Consider the following 16,474-nt stretch of genomic DNA (forward strand, 5'->3'; position numbering starts at 1 on the left):
TGCCGGTCATGACAGCCCGCGTCGGGGCAATCCGGGACGCTATCGAGAAATTGATTAGCGCCCCCGTTGGCGGCTGTGGCAGGTTCAATCTGCCTAACAGGGCGAGTGACAGGACGATCTCGCCAGAAGATCGCCGTTTTTCTGTCTGACACTGACTCTTCAGAAACAAGGACGTACACCATGTCTCAACCTTCCTCCCAGGCCAGCAGCGCCTTTACCGCCGTCGACACCTTCAGCCACCTGTATGACCGTGGCACCGGGACCGTCAACGGCAAACCGTCGTTCACCGCCGACCAGGCCGCCGACGAAATCCTGCGCAAGGGCATGTCGTGGCAGGACAAGAATGCCGACGGCAAAATTGATCTGACCTACACGTTCCTGACCGACAAACCGTCGAACTACAACCCGAAACTCGGCAACTTCAGCGAGTTCAGCGCCCAGCAGAAAGCACAGGCCGTGCTGGCGATGCAATCGTGGTCGGACGTGGCCAATGTCACCTTCACCGAAGGCAAGGGTGGCGACGGTCACATGACCTTCGGCAACTACGACGTCAGCACCGGCGGCGCAGCGTTCGCCTACCTGCCACAGGGCAGCAGCTACGACGGCCAATCGTGGTACCTGATCAACGATCAATACCAGGTCAACAAGACTCCGGACACCAACAACTACGGGCGTCAGACCCTGACCCACGAAATCGGCCACACCCTTGGCCTGTCGCACCCGGGCGCCTACAACGCCGGCAACGGCAACCCGACCTACGGTGACGCCAAATACGCCGAAGACACCCGTGGCTACAGCCTGATGAGCTACTGGAGCGAGGCCAACACCGACCAGAACTTCAGCAAGGACGGCAGCGGTGCCTACGCCTCGGCACCGTTGATGGACGACATCGTCGCCGTGCAGAAACTCTACGGCGCCAACTTCGAAACCCGTGCCGACAACACCGTGTACGGCTTCAACTCCAACGCCGATCGCGACTTCTACAGCGCCACCTCGAACTCCTCCAAAGTGGTGTTCTCGGTATGGGACGGCGGCGGCAACGACACGCTGGATTTCTCAGGCTTCAGCCAGAACCAGAAGATCAACCTCAACGAAGGCTCGTTCTCCGATGTTGGCGGTCTGGTGGGCAACGTGTCCATCGCCCACGGCGTGACCGTGGAAAACGCCATTGGCGGTTCGGCCAATGACCTGCTGATCGGCAACGCAGCGGCCAACGACCTGATTGGTGGCGCGGGTAACGACATCATTTACGGCGGTGGCGGCGGTGATTCGCTGTGGGGCGGTGAAGGCGCGGACACCTTCGTGTTCGGCGCGGCCAGCGACTCGACCATGACCGCGCCGGACTGGATCATGGATTTCACCAGCGGCCTGGACAAGATCGACCTGTCGGGCATCGCCGGCTTCGCCACCGGCGCGGCCACGCTGAATTTCGTCAGCGGTTTCACCGGGCGCGCGGGCGATGCGATCCTCACTTACTTCGAACAGACCAACCAGACCAGCCTGATGATTGACCTTACAGGCCAGGGTTCGGTGGACTTCGCCGTGGGTGTGGTAGGGCAGGCCGTGGCGACCGATATCGTCGCCTGATCTGAAAACGGAAAATCTGAAACGAAAAAACCGCAGTCCTTCGCAGGCTGCGGTTTTTTTGTTTTCGGACATCGCTCTACGACAGTGAAATCCGTTACTGCTCGGTCTCGAGGATCGACGTGGCGTGGGCATTACGTACTCTGGCAAACCACCAGAGAGCCGCCACGCCCAGCAGCGTCGCCAGCACGGCCAGAATCAGAATCACACGTTGCGTCCCCAATGGCGCGGCGAGCAGTGCGACCAGCAGACCGGCCAGCGGTTGCGACAAGTTGTTGAGCAGGGTGATCACGCCCACGGTCTTGCCGAAGTCCTGAGGGGGAATGACTCGCTGGCGAATGCTGCGCATGTAAACGTTGAACATCTTGTCGAAGCCGACGATCAGCAGGAAACCCAGCACATAACCCGCCAGGTTCGGGCTCAGGGCGCTGATGAAGGCGCCGGCGGCGAGCATCGAATAGGCAACGCCACCCAGTACGCGCAAGGGCAATACCACCCGGGCGAGGAAAAACAGAATCACGATGGTGGTCACCGCGCCAGCCGCTTGCAGCACGGCGTAGTCGTCCTTGCCGGCGCTGTATTGACCGAGCACCATGGCCGCCGAAGTGGCCAGGGTGACCCCGACAATCAGGTTGACCCCGACTGCCAGGGTGATGATCTTTTTCAGCTCCGCCAGTTCGCGGATATGCCTGAAAGCGATGCGCAGAGGCTGCAGCCAGATGTCCTGATGCTGCTCGAACACCTCCAGGGTGATACGGCTGAAACGTTGCCACACCAGCATGCTGAGGTCGGCCAGCAGGAACAGTCCGGCCACCCACAGCACCACCCAGTGCCAGGCCGAAACCTCCAGCAGCAATGCCGCCACCAAGGGCCCCAGAACCAGTCCGGTCTGGTCGGCTATCTGCGAGTAGGAAAGGGTTTTGGTGTAGCTGTAGTGTTGGAAGATATGCGGCATCAGCACTTCGCGGGCCATGATGCCCTGAGTCGTCAGCACGCCGCACAGCGCTGACAGCACCACCAGCCATGCGATACCGCCGAAGACGGCATAAAGCCCTACTGCCAGCACGCAGAGCAGCGCCCGGTAGACCTGACTGATGTGCAGGATTCTGATGGGCGAGAACTTGTCGCACAGGGCCCCGCACAGCGGAAACGCGAGAAAGCGCGGCAGCGACTCGACGAAGAATGCGAGCCCCGCCCAGGACGCGCTGTTGGTGGTCTGGAATACCACCAACGGCACGATGAACAACAGGATCTGATCCGCCAGCCGCGACAGGAACAGCGAGATGAAAAAAGCCAGGTAATCCTTACGCATGATGACACTCCTGTGGGTGGGCGGCCTGGCGGGGCTGCCGCAACATCAGTAAGCCGAGCCCGAGCTGTCGTTGAGGTTATGTCGCTCGTCGCCACGCAGGGGCGGGTTGAACACGCTGACCAGAATCAGATCCTGTTCCTTGCCCCCGCGTAGATAATGGCGATCGTGCTGGTCGAGCACATACACATCGCCAGGCCGAATCGGGTAGATATTTCCCTGCATATCTTCGACTTCGCCTTCCCCGGCAATGCAATAACACGCCTCCAGATGATTGCGATAGTGCAACAGCGATTCGGTGCCGGCGCGGACCACGGTGTGACACAGGGTAAAACCCATGGCATCGCGTTCGGTGAGCAGGCGATGGCTGGTGCCGGCGCCCCATTCGACGAAGTACGGGGTTTTTTCTACTTCGGATTTGTTGCGAATGAACATGTGAGCCTCTCTGAGAAAGTCGATAGTGAAAAACGGTCAGGCCGGTTCGGCGCCGGCATTGGTGGCGCGCAGGAGGGCCTCGCCCCAAGCCAGCATTGCGTCGCTCCAGACCAGATCGCGGTGCGCGGCGATGGCCTGGACATCTCGCCAGTGACGCTGGAGCGGGTTGCCGGCCACCAGCGACGAGGCGCCGAGCCGTTCCACCAGACGCCGTACCGCTTGCACGCATTGCTGTGCCAGATAGGCCCGGTCGCGCTTGAGCTGTAACACCTGCCCGGCGTCCAGTGGGCGATCCTGAATACCTGCTTCATGCAGTCGGGAAACCAGCGATTCATACAACAGCCCGGCGCTGTACAACTGCGCCGCCGAGTGAGCTGTCTGCTCGGCGGTCCGTGGATCGCTCGCCAGGGCCGATCCGGCGAGCGCCGCCACATACGCGGCATGGGCACCTTCGGCGCAACCCAGCAGCGGGCCAATGATCGAGGTCGTGAGGTAGGGCACCAACGGCGCATGGTCGATGTAGTCGGTGGCGGACGAAGGCGGATGCCGGGCAAACACCTCGTGCAGGGCGAACACCCGTTCGTGGGGCACCAGTAACTGGTGGGTCAGTACATCGTGGGAACCGGTCGCCGCCATGCCACAGCTGTCCCAACTGTCGAGCCGCTGAACTTCATTCGCAGCAACCAGCAGCAGGAAGCGCGGGGCCTGTTCGGCCTCCGGGTGATTCGGGCAGGGGGCATTGAGCATCATCCAGGTGGCGTCTTCGATACCCGAGCTGAAGCGCCATCGCCCGTTGACCCGAATACCGCCGGCCTCCCACGATAACCGGCTGTCGGCGCTGGCGGATGCCGAGGCGAACAATTGCCGGGGGCCCTCGGCGTACAACTGATCCTGACAGGTCGGTGGCAGGCGCCGGGCAATGCAGGCGTGGCCGCCCACCAGCGCCAGCATCCAGCCCGTGGAGGCACAGGCTCTGGCGGCGATGCGCGCGCTTTCCACAAGCGTTGGCCAGTGCCCACTGCGGGTGACCGGTGCACGTGGCGAGAGCAGGTCCAGCCAGTCGCCGGCGAACAGTTCGCTGAAGGTGCTGCTGCTCAAACGGCGGTTTTTTTCCGCCGCCGCTGCGCGTTCGCGCCAGGCCGGAAGGTGCTCCACGGCCCGTTGGCACAGGGTAGGTGATGCGGCGTGGTAGAACGCTTGTCCGGTGCAATCAATCATCGCCTGACTCCGCGGCAGCGTCGTGGGGCGCTGACAGGTTGCCAAGGCGCGCCCCTTCAAAACAGAACGCTGCGGGTTGTATCACCGGGCCCAGCAGACCAAGGAAGCGTTCTATTTGTTCCTGATCGTCCGAGGCGACGAATTCGCAGAAATTGCTGCTGCTCCACAGCAAGTGGACGTGCTTGAAACGGCCCGAGAGGGCACTGACCAGTTCCTCCAGGGTGACCTGACCGTTCTGCATCTGCTCGAGCATTTGCTGGCGTTTCCAGCGGATCTCTTCCTCGCTGAAGTAGCGGGTCTTGAACACCTCGTCCTTAATCTGCTCGCGCCGCAGGTATTCCTGCGGGTCGGGGTGGTTGAGCTTCTCCAGGAAAAACACCAGACCCCCAGGCTTGAGAAACTGCTTGATATGGGCGATTTGCCGCTCGCGATCGCGGGTATAGAACTGGAACGCGGCCATTTCATAAATGAAATCGAATCCCTGGGCGAAGCGTTCGTATTCGGGGCTTTGCAGCAGGGCCGGGCTGACTTTGAAGACCGATTGCGGATAGAACAGCGACAGTGCAGGGTCTGCATGCCGATCGAACGAAATCCGGTTGGCCTGGTTGGGCGAAGAGGTGAAGCTGCGGATCAGGCCCTGCGAGTGGCCGGCCAGCGCACGGCCATTGCTGCCATCGAAAGCGTCCACCTCGAACAGGCTGAAGGTCTGGTCGGCGCTTCGGGTGTTGGAGCGGGCCAGGTGGGTCAGGGCCACGCCGATCCTCGACAGTTCTTCGAGGATGTACGGCACGCTGGCCAGAAAGTGCGAGAACAAAGGACCCGCACCTTTGATCAGACGATCGTGGTAGTCGAGGATCTGTGGGTCTTTGATCTCCGACGTCAAGTGGCTGTGCAGAGACTGCAAGGGCACCTGACTGGCGCCCGTGGCCAGACTGTGGAAGTGCCCGGCCAGTTTCAGCATGGCGCTTTGTTGCAGGTTCCGGTCCAGACTGATGTCATCCAGTGGCGGCTGCGGACAAGTGTTCATGGGGTAGCTCCTGCTGTCAGATCAGTCCTTTGGCGGTGAACTTGCCCGAGTCGGTTTTCGGCAAGGCTTCGAGAAATACGCACTGGGTCGGCACCATGTGCCAGTCCAGGCGGGTCTTGCAGTAATCGAGCAGGGCCTGTTCGCTGGTCTCGCGATGGTCGATGTCAAGTACGATGCAGGCCTTGGGTACGTGCCCGGCGGATTCGTCGGCGACCGGTACCACCAGCACTTCGGCGACGGCCGGATGCGAGGCCAGGCACTGCTCGATTTCCCGCGGGTTGACGTTCCAGATGTTGCGCGCGAACACGTCATCCTTGCGCGCCACGTAGTAGAGGTAACCGTCCGCGTCTCGTTTGAACAGATCGCCGGTGCGGTACAACCGCGAATGGCCGAACACATCGTGGACGAAGGCCTTTGCATTGGCCTCGGGCATGTTCCAGTACTCAAGCATCAGGTAGTCACTGGTCACCAACAGTTCGCCGACCTGCCCAGGTTCGTCGATGGCCCTACCCTGTTCGTCGACCAGATACAGGCTGACGCCGGGCAGGGGTTTGCCCACCGACGTCGGGCGGCGGTCGATCTCTTCAGGGGGAAGGTAACTGACGCGCTTGCACTCGGTGAGCCCGTAGTTGGAAAAGATTTGGACTTGCGGCAGTGCCTGGCGGATCCGCTGGATATGCCGGGTGTGCAGGGCCTGACCGCTGCTGGAGATATAGCGCAGCCTCGGAACCCTTGTCTGCCACTGCGAGCCGGTATTGGCCAGCAGGAAAAACACCGGGGGAAACACGTGCATGGCGGTGACGGATTCGCGCTCGACTACCCTGAGGACATCTTCGGCGCTGCTGGCGGGACGACTTTCGATGACGCTGGTGGCGCCGGCGAACAGCGGCATCATCACGTTGTAGACGCCGTAGTCGGAGGCTAGCGTCGAGTAGCTGAGGATGCGGTCGTCGGGGGTGTTCTGCAGGTAAGTGGTCACCCGGCGGGAGGCCGCCAGCATGATCCGGTGATTGACCAGCACGCCTTTGGGATTGAAGGTCGAACCCGAGGTATAGAAGATCGAGGTGGGACGTTCCGGATGCGCCTCCAGTGGGGCGGTGACCGAGGTATTTTGTGCTTGGTGCGCGGTAAGGGCATCGGCCAGCGGGATGATCTTTGGTGTAGCGTCGGGGGCGGGAACGGTCAGCAGGACCAGGTCCAGTCCGGCGGACTCGATCAGTCCGGGCAGGTCGTCGGTGCAATCGGTGATCAGCACCCGGGCGCCCGAATGCTTGAGCTGATGAATCAGCTTTGCGCGACTCAACGTGTGATGGGTGGCGGCAGTGATCGCCCCGGCTTGAAGCACCCCGAGGTAGACGGCGATCAGATCGACGGAGATGGCCGAATACAGTCCAACGCGTTCGCCCGGGGCGACTCCCAGGTTCGGTAGCAGAGTGGCGATGGCGTCCGCTCGTTGCTGCAGTTGCTGATAAGAGGTCGCGGCGCCATCCAGAACAATGGCCGGTTTGGTCGGGTATTGGCGGGCGTTATCGGCGATGACCTGATGAAAAAGTTGCATGGCTCAATATCCTTTCAAGCACAACTTCGGGGAGTTAATGGCGTTTTCTTGCGCACACCGAAACATAGGTGCCTTGCCAGGTGTAAGGGTCGATCGGCAAGTTTTCAGAGTTGCTCAATGGCCAACTCTGTTTATCGAAAAACTTATTGAAGGCGTAAATATCAAAATCACCCAGCCAGGCATCAAAGAAACCTTCGCTGTCTTGAATGGATAATCCGGCTTCCTTGTCCCAGATGAAAGGCTCACCGCTTGCCTGGAAGTAACGAGTCAGGTCGGATAACAGATCGAGAAATATATAACCGCCTGGTTTTACAGCGCTGATGATCTTGGGCATCACGATGCGAAGTTCTTCCTGATTGAAGAAGTGCAACACCTCGGAACAGACGAGTACATCGTAAGTTGCAGGGGCGGGGTCATAGTCGAGGATGTCCGCCTGCTGAAAGTCGAGCTCGCGTAACCACGGATTGTGCCTGCGACTCTGAATCGTGCTGTCGACCATGTCGACACCGCTGAGGCTGTAGCCCTTGCGGGCAAGGGCCGTGAGGTTGCGACCGTCGCCGCAACCCAATTCCAGTGCGCAGCCCGGGCCGTCGGGTAGACTGGCCAGAAATTGTTTGAACTCATCGCGCAACTCACCGAACAGGGTGCCGTTGTCGCAAGCACTGTATTCCCTGTCATACCATTCTTTCAGGACGGAACTGTTCACTACTTTCATAGTTATTCTCTGGCATCGATAGATGTGCCACGCAGGAAAACGCGCTGGGTAAAAGCGTGCGATCAATTGATCAGGCTGGGGGCGGGAAATATGAAGTATTTATGAAGGAGGGAGAATGTAACTGGCGGAAGCAAGGCATGCTGAAACTCCATTTCATTATTTTTTTGAGAGCGTCCATGGTTATCGGAAATTGCAAGTTGCTCGATAACGGAGGGGATATTTCCATCGCGTGGCTGGCGCTGTCAAGGCGAACTACGGCAGGGTGTGAGTTATTTTTGTCACAAGTTGGTGACCATCAAAGTTACAGTCTCCACAGATCACGATTTTATTTGCTCGGCAAAAACCGTTCGGCTGCGAACCCGGCGTGATCCGGCCGCATGGGTTATACCTGAAACGCTCTCTTCGCCGCAGTCAGGAGAAACCGATGAAAACTTCCGGTCCCAGTCCCGTCATCACCATCGCCGAGCAGCCAGGCTGCCTGCTTGTGAAATTCCACGGCATACAAGTCGCCGCCTCGGCCCGAGCACTGGTGCTGCTCGAAGCCAATTACCCGCCGGTCTACTACATCCCGCGCGAGGACATCGACGAGAAGTACTTCGCCCGCACCGACCACACCACCTACTGCCCGTACAAGGGAGACGCCAACTATTTCAGTCTGCAAGTCCCAGGGCATGAAGGGGCGAACGCGGTGTGGACGTACGAACATCCGAAGATTTCGGTCAGCCAGATCAAGGACTACGTGGCGTTCTATCCCGATCAGGTGAAATTTGAATTGCTGGAGGCGGAGGTCTGAAATTCCGCAGGGTGGCGAGGGCATTGCGCCCTCGCCACACGTCTATCAATCAGTTCTTGTCCAGATCGATATTCTTTGTCTCACGCAGACAGATCATCCCCACCACCAGGCTCACCCCGGTAATCAGCACCGGGTACCACAGCCCGTAGAAAATATCCCCGGTGTACACCACCAGCGCAAACGACACGGTTGGCAGGAAACCGCCGAACCAGCCGTTGCCAATGTGATACGGCAGGGACATCGAGGTGTAGCGGATGCGGGTCGGGAACAGTTCGACCATCAGCGCCGCGAGCGGGCCGTAGCACATGGCGGAGATGATGATCAGGCCGACGATCAGGGCAACGATCATCGGTTTGTTGATCTGCTGCAGGTCAGCCTGTTGCGGGTAGCCGGCGAGGGTGATGGCGCCGCGCAGTGCCGCCTCGTCGAAACCGTCGAGCTTCACATCGCCGACGCTCACCTGCACCGCGCTGCCCGCCGGAGCGGCGACGCTGGAGTAGGGCAGGCCCTGCTTGACCAGGAAGGTCTTGACCTTGTCGCACGGGCTGTCGAATTTGGCCTTGCCCACCGGATCGAACTGGAAGGTGCAGGTCGCCGGGTCTGCCACCACGGTGATCGGTGCCTGCTGGCTGGCGTGGTCGATGGCCGGGTTGGCGTAGTGGGCCAGGGATTTGAAGATCGGAAAGTACAGCGCCGTGGCAAGCAGCAGGCCGAGCATCAGCACCGGTTTGCGTCCGACTTTGTCCGACAGCCAGCCGAAAATGATGAAGAACGGCGCGCCGATCACCACGCTGATGATCAGCAGACTGTTGGCCACCGCCGGGTCCATTTTCAGGAACTGGGTGAGGAAGAACAGCACGTAGAACTGCGCGGCATAGAAGGTCACCGCTTGCCCTGCGTTGATGCTGAACAGCGCGATCAGCACGACCTTGAGGTTTTCCCATTTACCGAAGGATTCGCGGATCGGCGCCTTGCTGGTCTTGCCTTCCTCTTTCATTTTCAGATAGGCCGGCGACTCGTGCAGGCTCAGGCGAATCCAGGTGGAAATGCCCAGCAGCACGATCGACAGCAGGAACGGAATACGCCAGCCCCAGACTTCGAACTGATCGCCAGTGAAGTAGCGGCAGCCGAGCACCACCAGCAGCGACAGCAGCAGACCGAGGGTCGCGGTGGATTGAATCCAGCTGGTGTGGAAACCGCGCTTGCCGATCGGCGCGTGTTCCGCCACGTAAGTCGCAGCGCCGCCGTATTCGCCGCCGAGGGCCAGGCCCTGCAGCATGCGCAGTATCACCAGAATGATCGGCGCGGCGATGCCGATGCTGGCGTAAGTCGGCAGCAGGCCCACGGCGAATGTCGCCACACCCATCAGGATGATGGTCGCGAGGAAGGTGTATTTGCGCCCGATCATGTCCCCCAACCGACCGAACACCAGCGCCCCGAACGGCCGCACGATGAAGCCTGCGGCGAACGCCATCAGCGCGAAGATGAACGCCGTGGTGTCGTTGACCCCGGCGAAGAACTGCTTGCTGATGACCGCCGCCAGGGCGCCGTAGAGAAAGAAGTCATACCACTCGAACACCGTCCCCAGAGACGAGGCGAAGATGACCTTTCGGGTATCGGGGCTGGCGTCCGTGCTGCGCACGGCGTCCAGAGGCTGAACGTGTTCTGACATATCGGTATCCCTCACAGTGATTGTTTTTGTTGTTTCCACTGTCGGCGCCGGCCTTCTGGGCGTGCGCCGCTGTTCCTTTGGTCAAGAGAGTGCGGTCAGTGCTTTTTCTTCGGCGGGAAAACTCCGGGCGGTTGGGTTGAGAATCAGCTGTGCCGCTTTTTCAGCAATCATCAGCGTAGGCGAACAAGTGTTACCCGAGGTAATGCGCGGCATGATCGACGCATCGGCAATCCGCAGCCCCGGCACGCCGTGCACTCGCAATTGCGCATCGACCACCGCGTCCGCGTCGTTACCCATGCGACAGGTACCGACCGGGTGGAAAATCGTCGTGCCGATCTTCGCCGCCGCTTCGTGCAGTTGCTCTTCGGTCTGCAGGCTGGCGCCGGGCAGGTATTCCACCGGATTGAAGGCTTGCAGGGCCGGGGCGCTGACGATACGCCGGGTCAGGCGAATCGCATCGGCGGCCACGCGCAGGTCTTCGGGATGGCTGAGGTAATTGGGTTGAATCAGCGGGGCTTCTTGCGGATCGGCTGAGCGGATCTCGACCCGGCCCCGGCTCTGCGGCCGTAAATCACACACCGACGCGGTGAACGCGGGGAAGCTGTGCAGCGGTTCACCAAAGCGCTCCAGCGACAGCGGCTGCACGTGATATTCGAGGTTGGCCGAAGTCTGTTCCGGCCCGGAGCGGGCAAATGCGCCCAACTGACTCGGCGCCATCGACAACGGCCCGCTGCGGTCATACAGATAACGCAGGCCCATGCCCATCTTGCCCCACACGCTGCCGGCGATCTGGTTGAGGGTGCGGGCGTTTTCCAGTTTGTAGATCAACCGCAGCTGCAGGTGATCCTGCAGGTTGCCGCCGACGCCCGGCAGTTCATGCACCACGCCGATACCGAGCTTTTCCAGCAGCGGACGCGGGCCGATTCCGGAGCGTTGCAGAATGCTCGGCGAGCCCACAGAACCTGCGCACAACACGATCTCCTTGCGCGCCTTGAAGCTTTTCACCTGACCCTGCCAACGGGCGCTGACCTTCGAGGCGCGACCGTCCTCGAACAACACGCGATCAACCTCGACGTCGGTCAACACAGTGAGATTAGCGCGATCGCGAATCGGCTTCAGAAACGCCTTCGCCGCATTCCAGCGCACCCCGGCCTTCTGATTCACCTGAAAATAGCCGCAACCTTCGTTGTCGCCCTGGTTGAAGTCATCGATGCTGGCGATGCCGCTCTGTTCGGCAGCGCTGCGGAACGCATCGAGAATCGGCCACGACAGGCGCTGGCGTTCGACCCGCCACTCACCCTTGTCGCCATGAAAGTCCGCCGCGCCGGCAAAGTGGTTTTCGCTCTGCTTGAACAGCGGCAGCACGTCATTCCAGGCCCAGCCCGGATTGCCCTCGGCAGCCCAGCCGTCATAGTCGTTGGCCTGGCCGCGCATGTAGATCATGCCGTTGATCGACGAACAGCCGCCCAGCACCTTGCCGCGCGGATAACTCAGCGCGCGGCCATTGAGGCCCGGTTGCTTTTCAGTCTTGAAGCACCAGTCGGTGCGCGGGTTGCCGATGCAGAACAGGTAACCCACGGGGATGTGAATCCACGGATAGTTGTCGCGCCCGCCGGCTTCCAGCAACAGCACGCGCTGCTGCGGATCCGCCGACAGCCGGTTGGCCAGCAAACACCCGGCCGGCCCGGCGCCGACCACGATGTAATCGAATTCATCGAGGGAAGTCTGCATTCCCTGACCTCGCTTATTGTTTTTGTTGTCAGTCATCCTAGTTGTTAGCTTTCGTCAAAAGAATGTTAGTTTTTGCGCAGCCGCTGTGCGTTTTCAAACAGCGCTCCCTGACGATAGCCGACAAGGACAAGCCATGTTCGACTGGAACGACCTGCGGTTCTTTCTTGAGTTACAGCGCAGTGGCCGACTGCTCACCGCCGCCCGCCGCTTGAACACCACGCACGCCACCGTCGCCCGGCATATCGAGGCCATCGAAAAAAGCCTCGGCACCGCGCTGTTCGTGCAGCACGCCCAAGGCTACGAGATGACCCCGGCGGGGGAGGCGCTGCTCAAACATGCCGAAGCAATGGAAAACGTCGCGCTGTTGGCTCAGGAAGAAATCACCCAATCCACGGCACCGCTGGGCAAGATCCGCGTTGGTGTCACCGAAGGCCTGGGCATCATGTTTCTCGCCAGTCGCATGATCGGGTTGTTCGAGCGCTATCCGGGGCTGGAAGTGGAACTGGTGGCTGTGCCGCGTTTCGTCAGCATTCTCAACCGTGAGGCGGAAATCAGCATTCACCTGGAACGGCCGGCGGCGGACATGCTGGTCACCCGCAAACTCACCGATTACCGGCTCGCGCTCTATGCCAGCCGCGCCTACCTCGACAATGCGCCGCCGCTGCGCAGTCGCGAAGATCTCGGGCGGCACGCGTGGATCGGTTATGTCGATGATCTGCTGTTCAGTCAGGAGCTGATGTTTCTCAACAGCTTCTGCCGCAATCCGCGTGTTGTGTTTCACAGCACCAGCGTGATTGCCCAGCAGCAGGCGGCGCGCTCGGGGCTTGGGATTGCGGTGTTGCCTTGCTACATGGCCGCGTCGGATCCGGATCTGGTGGCGCTGCTTCCGGATGAGAGCATCGAGCGCAGTTACTGGATCAGTACGCGGCGGGAGTTGCACAAGTCGGTGCGGTTGCGGGTGGTTTGGGATTACGTCGTGGGTTTGTGTGAAGGCGAGCGCGAGTTGTTGATGGGGCAGTAACGGACGGCTGTTTCATGCAACTAAAACGCCCGGCAAAAGGTCATTCGATTTGCGGAGGTTGAGTCATCTCGCAGAACCTCGACAATGAAGACGTTACCCGTGGCCACTCACCTCGATCGCCGCAATAACCTGTCCCTCGACAGCCTGAATTTCTTCCTCGCCGACGTGCGTGACGGGCTCGGTCCCTATTTGGCGATTTACCTGTTGGCGGTTCACCACTGGGAGCCGGCGAGCATTGGTCTGGTCATGACCATTGCCGGGATCGCTGCGCTCATCACGCAGACCCCGGCAGGCGCGCTGGTCGACAGCACACGCTTCAAACGGGCGCTGATAGCGATTGCTGCGCTGGTGGTCACCGGAAGCTGTCTGCTGCTGCCGTTCGTGACGTCGTTCAGCCTGGTGGCGGTGACGCAAGCCATCAGTGCCGTCGCCGCTTCGATCTTCGCGCCAGCCATTTGCGCGATCACCCTTGGCATTACCGGGCCTCGCGCGTTTACGCGAAGAACCGGGCGCAACGAAACCTTCAACCACGCCGGCAACGCTTGCGCCGCGTTGTTGGCTGGTTTGTCCGCGTACCTGTTCGGCCCGGTCGCGGTGTTTTATCTGATGGCAGTCATGGCGCTGGCCAGTGTGATTGCCGTCTCGTTCGTATCGGCCGACGCGATTGACCACGATCTCGCCCGAGGCCTGGAGCCCAGCGAAACGGGGCAGGGCAAGCAGCCTTCGGGCTTTTCCGTGTTGCTCACCAACCGCCCGCTGCTGATGTTCGCGATTTGCTGCGCGCTGTTTCATCTGGCAAACGCGGCAATGTTGCCGCTGGTGAGCCAGAAACTGGCGCAGGCCAATCTGCAGATGGCCACGCCGCTCACCTCCGCCTGCATCGTCGCGGCGCAACTGGTGATGGTGCCGGTCGCGCTGCTGGTGGGGGCGAAGGCCGATCTGTGGGGACGCAAGCCGTTGCTGCTGGCGGGGTTTCTGATTTTGCCGTTGCGTGGCGTGTTGTATGTGCTGTCGAACGATCCGTGGTGGCTGGTTTCGGTGCAGTTGCTCGATGGCATCGGCGCGGGGATTTTCGGCGCGCTGTTTCCGGTGGTGGTGAAAGACCTGACGCTGGGCACCGGGCATTTCAATGTCAGCCTTGGGGCGATTTCGACGGTGTTTGGTCTGGGGGCTGCGCTGAGCAACAGCCTTGCGGGGATTGTGGTTCAGGAGGCGGGATACAGCGCTGCGTTCCTGACCTTGGCGGGGGTAGCGATGGCGGCGCTGGTGCTGCTTTGGGTGGCGGTGCCGGAGACGGTGTCGCGCTCCAATACCGAATCAAAGGTATTGCACAGCAAGGCGCCACCGATGGTTGCGCCATGACTCAACGGTCGCAAGACTTGTTCAACCGGCGGGAATCGACAGCGTCGCCCTCAGACCGCCCTCGACCCGGTTTTCCAGTGTGATTCGCCCGCCCAGACGGGTCGCGATGGTATGGACGATGGTCAGCCCCAGCCCCGCACCTTGGGGATTGCCCCGGCTGTAGAACCGTTCGAACAACCGCGCTCGATCCGCTTCATCGATTCCCGGCCCCTGATCTTCAACGCTCAAATGGTAGAAGCCGTCGGCCTGGGTCAATTGCACGCCGATCACGCCCTGTTCGGGAGAGAAATTGGCAGCGTTGGTGATCAGGTTGTTCAGGGCGATGTCGATGGCGGCAGCATCGGTGAGGGCATTGAAGGAGGGGGCGCTGACGTCGAAGGCCAGTTCCAGATGTTTGCTCAACAGCCACGGCGTCAGTTGCACCAGACTGTTGCGTACGATTTCACCGAGATCGATGCGTTTGTTGGCAGGCGCCTTGGCCTCTGGTTCGAGGCGGGCCATGGTCAGCAACTGATTGACCAGGCGGCTGGTGCGATCCACCCCGGCGATCAAAAACTCGAGTGACTCGCGCCGCTCCTGTTCAGTGCCGGCCTCCAGCAGGTTTTGCGCATGGACACGCAGTACCGCCAATGGCGTGCGCATTTCGTGGGCGGCGTCGGCGATGAAGCGCCGTTCACGGCCCAGCACTTCCTGGATCTGCGCGAGCATGCGGTTGAGCGCGGCCTGCATCGGTTCCAGCTCGCTGGGCAGGGGTGTCAATTGCAGCGGTTCGAGGGAGCCACTGTGGCGGGCGCGCAGGGTTGCGGCCATGTTGGCCAAGGGTTTGAGACCCCAACCGATGGCCAGCCAGATCATCGCGGCAAGGACGAGGCTGCCGATCACGTTCGGCCATAGTGTGTGGCGGACGATCCGGTCAACCAGATCCGCTCGCACGTCGCCACGTTCGCCCACCCAGATGCGCAGCCCGTTCTGTTTGTCTTCCAGGATAAAGGCCCGCCAGTGGCGCTTGTTCAGATCCTCCACGTCGCTGAAGCCAGGCTGGATCGGCGGCGTGCTGAAGGAGGGCGCGCTGGCGGTATGCACCAGGACCTCGCCCTTGGTATTCCAGACCTGAAAGGCGAGTTTTCTTTCGTAGGGGTGGCCGTCACCTTTTGGCACAGCTTCAGCCAATGCCGAGTTGAACGCCCGATACAGATCCGCGTGTTCCTGCCCCGGCAACGGCATGCGCATCACGCCTTGCAGCAGACGCGCATTCTGCGCCAGTTGCGCGTCGTAGACTTCGGCGATTTCGTGGTTGCTGTCGTGCAGGTTGAACAGGCTGAGCACTGTCAGCCCGGCAAGCATCAGGCCGATGATCAGAGTCAGAGTACGGCGCCGGATCGAGGTCATCGACGCTCCTCCACCAGATAACCCACACCGCGGATGGTGCGGATCAGGTCGGTGGAGAATTTCTTGCGCAGGTGGTGGATGTGCACTTCCAGGGTGTTGCTTTCGGCTTCTTCGTTCCAGCCGTAGAGCAGTTGCGTCAAGTGATCGCGGGTCATGACCCGGCCGGGTGGCGACAACAGTTCATGCAGCAGCTGATATTCCTTGGGCGTGAGTATCACCGGCTGGCCCAGATAGCTGACTTGCTGGGTGCCGGGGTTGAGGCTGATGCCGGCGTGTTCGATCAGCATCTGCGCGCGTCCGGCACTGCGTCGCAGCAGGGCGCGCAGGCGGGCCTTGAGCTCGGCCAGGTCGAAGGGCTTGATCAGGTAGTCGTCGGCGCCGGCGTCCAGTCCCGCGATGCGGTCTTCCGTGGCATCGCGTGCGGTGAGGATCAGCACCGGCAGGTTCGAGCCACTGGCGCGCAGACGGCGTAACACTTCGAGACCGTCCATGCGTGGCAGGCCGAGATCGAGCACCGCCAGGTCAAAGGTCTCGCTGAGCAGGGCGTGCAGGGCGCTGCTGCCGTCCTTGAGCCAGTCGACGGTGTAGCCCTCGCGCCCCAGCGCCTGATGAATGCCCTCGCCAAGGGCCTCGTCATCTTCGATCAGTAATAAACGCACA

General features: G+C 61.0%; 14 protein-coding genes. 4 read left to right on the plus strand and 10 right to left on the minus strand.

The genetic code is table 11. From position 1 onward, the window contains the following. Nucleotides 1-180 precede the first annotated feature (180 nt). Complete coding sequence (locus tag CAF90_RS01030; protein ID WP_085602843.1) at nucleotides 181-1,587, plus strand: serralysin family metalloprotease; 1,407 nt, start codon at nucleotides 181-183, stop codon at nucleotides 1,585-1,587. Between the two features lie 94 nt (nucleotides 1,588-1,681). Here CAF90_RS01030 and CAF90_RS01035 read toward each other — a convergent pair whose 3' ends face one another. The 6 genes from CAF90_RS01035 to CAF90_RS01060 are packed head-to-tail and all read right to left on the minus strand — an operon-like array spanning nucleotide 1,682 to nucleotide 7,846. Further along, complete coding sequence (locus CAF90_RS01035) at nucleotides 1,682-2,896, minus strand: MFS transporter (RefSeq protein ID WP_085602844.1); 1,215 nt, start codon at nucleotides 2,894-2,896, stop codon at nucleotides 1,682-1,684. 45 nt (nucleotides 2,897-2,941) lie between these two features. After that, nucleotides 2,942-3,328: an ectoine synthase gene (locus CAF90_RS01040; RefSeq protein ID WP_085602846.1), complete on the minus strand. Its 387-nt coding sequence runs from the start codon at nucleotides 3,326-3,328 to the stop codon at nucleotides 2,942-2,944. A gap of 36 nt (nucleotides 3,329-3,364) precedes the next feature. Next, nucleotides 3,365-4,546, minus strand: coding sequence for an acyl-CoA dehydrogenase family protein (locus tag CAF90_RS01045; RefSeq protein ID WP_085602849.1), 1,182 nt, complete (start codon nucleotides 4,544-4,546; stop codon nucleotides 3,365-3,367). Continuing rightward, the gene (locus tag CAF90_RS01050) at nucleotides 4,539-5,573 is read right to left on the minus strand and encodes a hypothetical protein (RefSeq protein WP_085602851.1); all 1,035 of its coding nucleotides are present in this window, start codon (nucleotides 5,571-5,573) and stop codon (nucleotides 4,539-4,541) included. The genes CAF90_RS01045 and CAF90_RS01050 overlap by 8 nt, the downstream gene beginning before the upstream one ends. A gap of 16 nt (nucleotides 5,574-5,589) precedes the next feature. Further along, nucleotides 5,590-7,131 carry a class I adenylate-forming enzyme family protein gene (locus tag CAF90_RS01055; protein ID WP_085602853.1) on the minus strand — a complete coding sequence of 514 codons (1,542 nt, stop codon included), beginning with the start codon at nucleotides 7,129-7,131 and terminating at the stop codon, nucleotides 5,590-5,592. A gap of 34 nt (nucleotides 7,132-7,165) precedes the next feature. Next, on the minus strand, nucleotides 7,166-7,846 hold the full coding sequence (locus tag CAF90_RS01060; protein WP_085602855.1) for a bifunctional 2-polyprenyl-6-hydroxyphenol methylase/3-demethylubiquinol 3-O-methyltransferase UbiG: 681 nt from the start codon (nucleotides 7,844-7,846) through the stop codon (nucleotides 7,166-7,168). Between the two features lie 424 nt (nucleotides 7,847-8,270). Between CAF90_RS01060 and CAF90_RS01065 the strand changes: the two genes are divergently transcribed. Then, complete coding sequence (locus CAF90_RS01065; RefSeq protein WP_085602857.1) at nucleotides 8,271-8,639, plus strand: DUF427 domain-containing protein; 369 nt, start codon at nucleotides 8,271-8,273, stop codon at nucleotides 8,637-8,639. Between the two features lie 49 nt (nucleotides 8,640-8,688). Here CAF90_RS01065 and CAF90_RS01070 read toward each other — a convergent pair whose 3' ends face one another. After that, entirely contained in the window at nucleotides 8,689-10,311 is a 1,623-nt protein-coding gene (locus tag CAF90_RS01070) for an MFS transporter (RefSeq protein WP_085602859.1), read from the minus strand. An 81-nt stretch (nucleotides 10,312-10,392) separates the two neighbouring features. Then, complete coding sequence (locus CAF90_RS01075) at nucleotides 10,393-12,042, minus strand: GMC family oxidoreductase (protein ID WP_085602861.1); 1,650 nt, start codon at nucleotides 12,040-12,042, stop codon at nucleotides 10,393-10,395. 133 nt (nucleotides 12,043-12,175) lie between these two features. Between CAF90_RS01075 and CAF90_RS01080 the strand changes: the two genes are divergently transcribed. Beyond that, on the plus strand, nucleotides 12,176-13,063 hold the full coding sequence (locus CAF90_RS01080; RefSeq protein ID WP_039767081.1) for a LysR family transcriptional regulator: 888 nt from the start codon (nucleotides 12,176-12,178) through the stop codon (nucleotides 13,061-13,063). 99 nt (nucleotides 13,064-13,162) lie between these two features. Beyond that, the gene (locus CAF90_RS01085; RefSeq protein WP_085602863.1) at nucleotides 13,163-14,425 is read left to right on the plus strand and encodes an MFS transporter; all 1,263 of its coding nucleotides are present in this window, start codon (nucleotides 13,163-13,165) and stop codon (nucleotides 14,423-14,425) included. Between the two features lie 21 nt (nucleotides 14,426-14,446). Here CAF90_RS01085 and CAF90_RS01090 read toward each other — a convergent pair whose 3' ends face one another. Both CAF90_RS01090 and CAF90_RS01095 read right to left on the minus strand, forming a co-directional pair. Then, nucleotides 14,447-15,814 carry an ATP-binding protein gene (locus tag CAF90_RS01090; protein WP_085602865.1) on the minus strand — a complete coding sequence of 456 codons (1,368 nt, stop codon included), beginning with the start codon at nucleotides 15,812-15,814 and terminating at the stop codon, nucleotides 14,447-14,449. Next, nucleotides 15,811-16,473: a response regulator gene (locus CAF90_RS01095; RefSeq protein WP_085602867.1), complete on the minus strand. Its 663-nt coding sequence runs from the start codon at nucleotides 16,471-16,473 to the stop codon at nucleotides 15,811-15,813. Before CAF90_RS01095 ends, CAF90_RS01090 begins: the two co-directional genes overlap by 4 nt. Between the last annotated feature and the right edge of the window lies 1 nt (nucleotide 16,474).

This window comes from Pseudomonas sp. B37(2017) (assembly GCF_002112885.1).
Lineage (GTDB): Bacteria > Pseudomonadota > Gammaproteobacteria > Pseudomonadales > Pseudomonadaceae > Aquipseudomonas > Aquipseudomonas paraglycinae.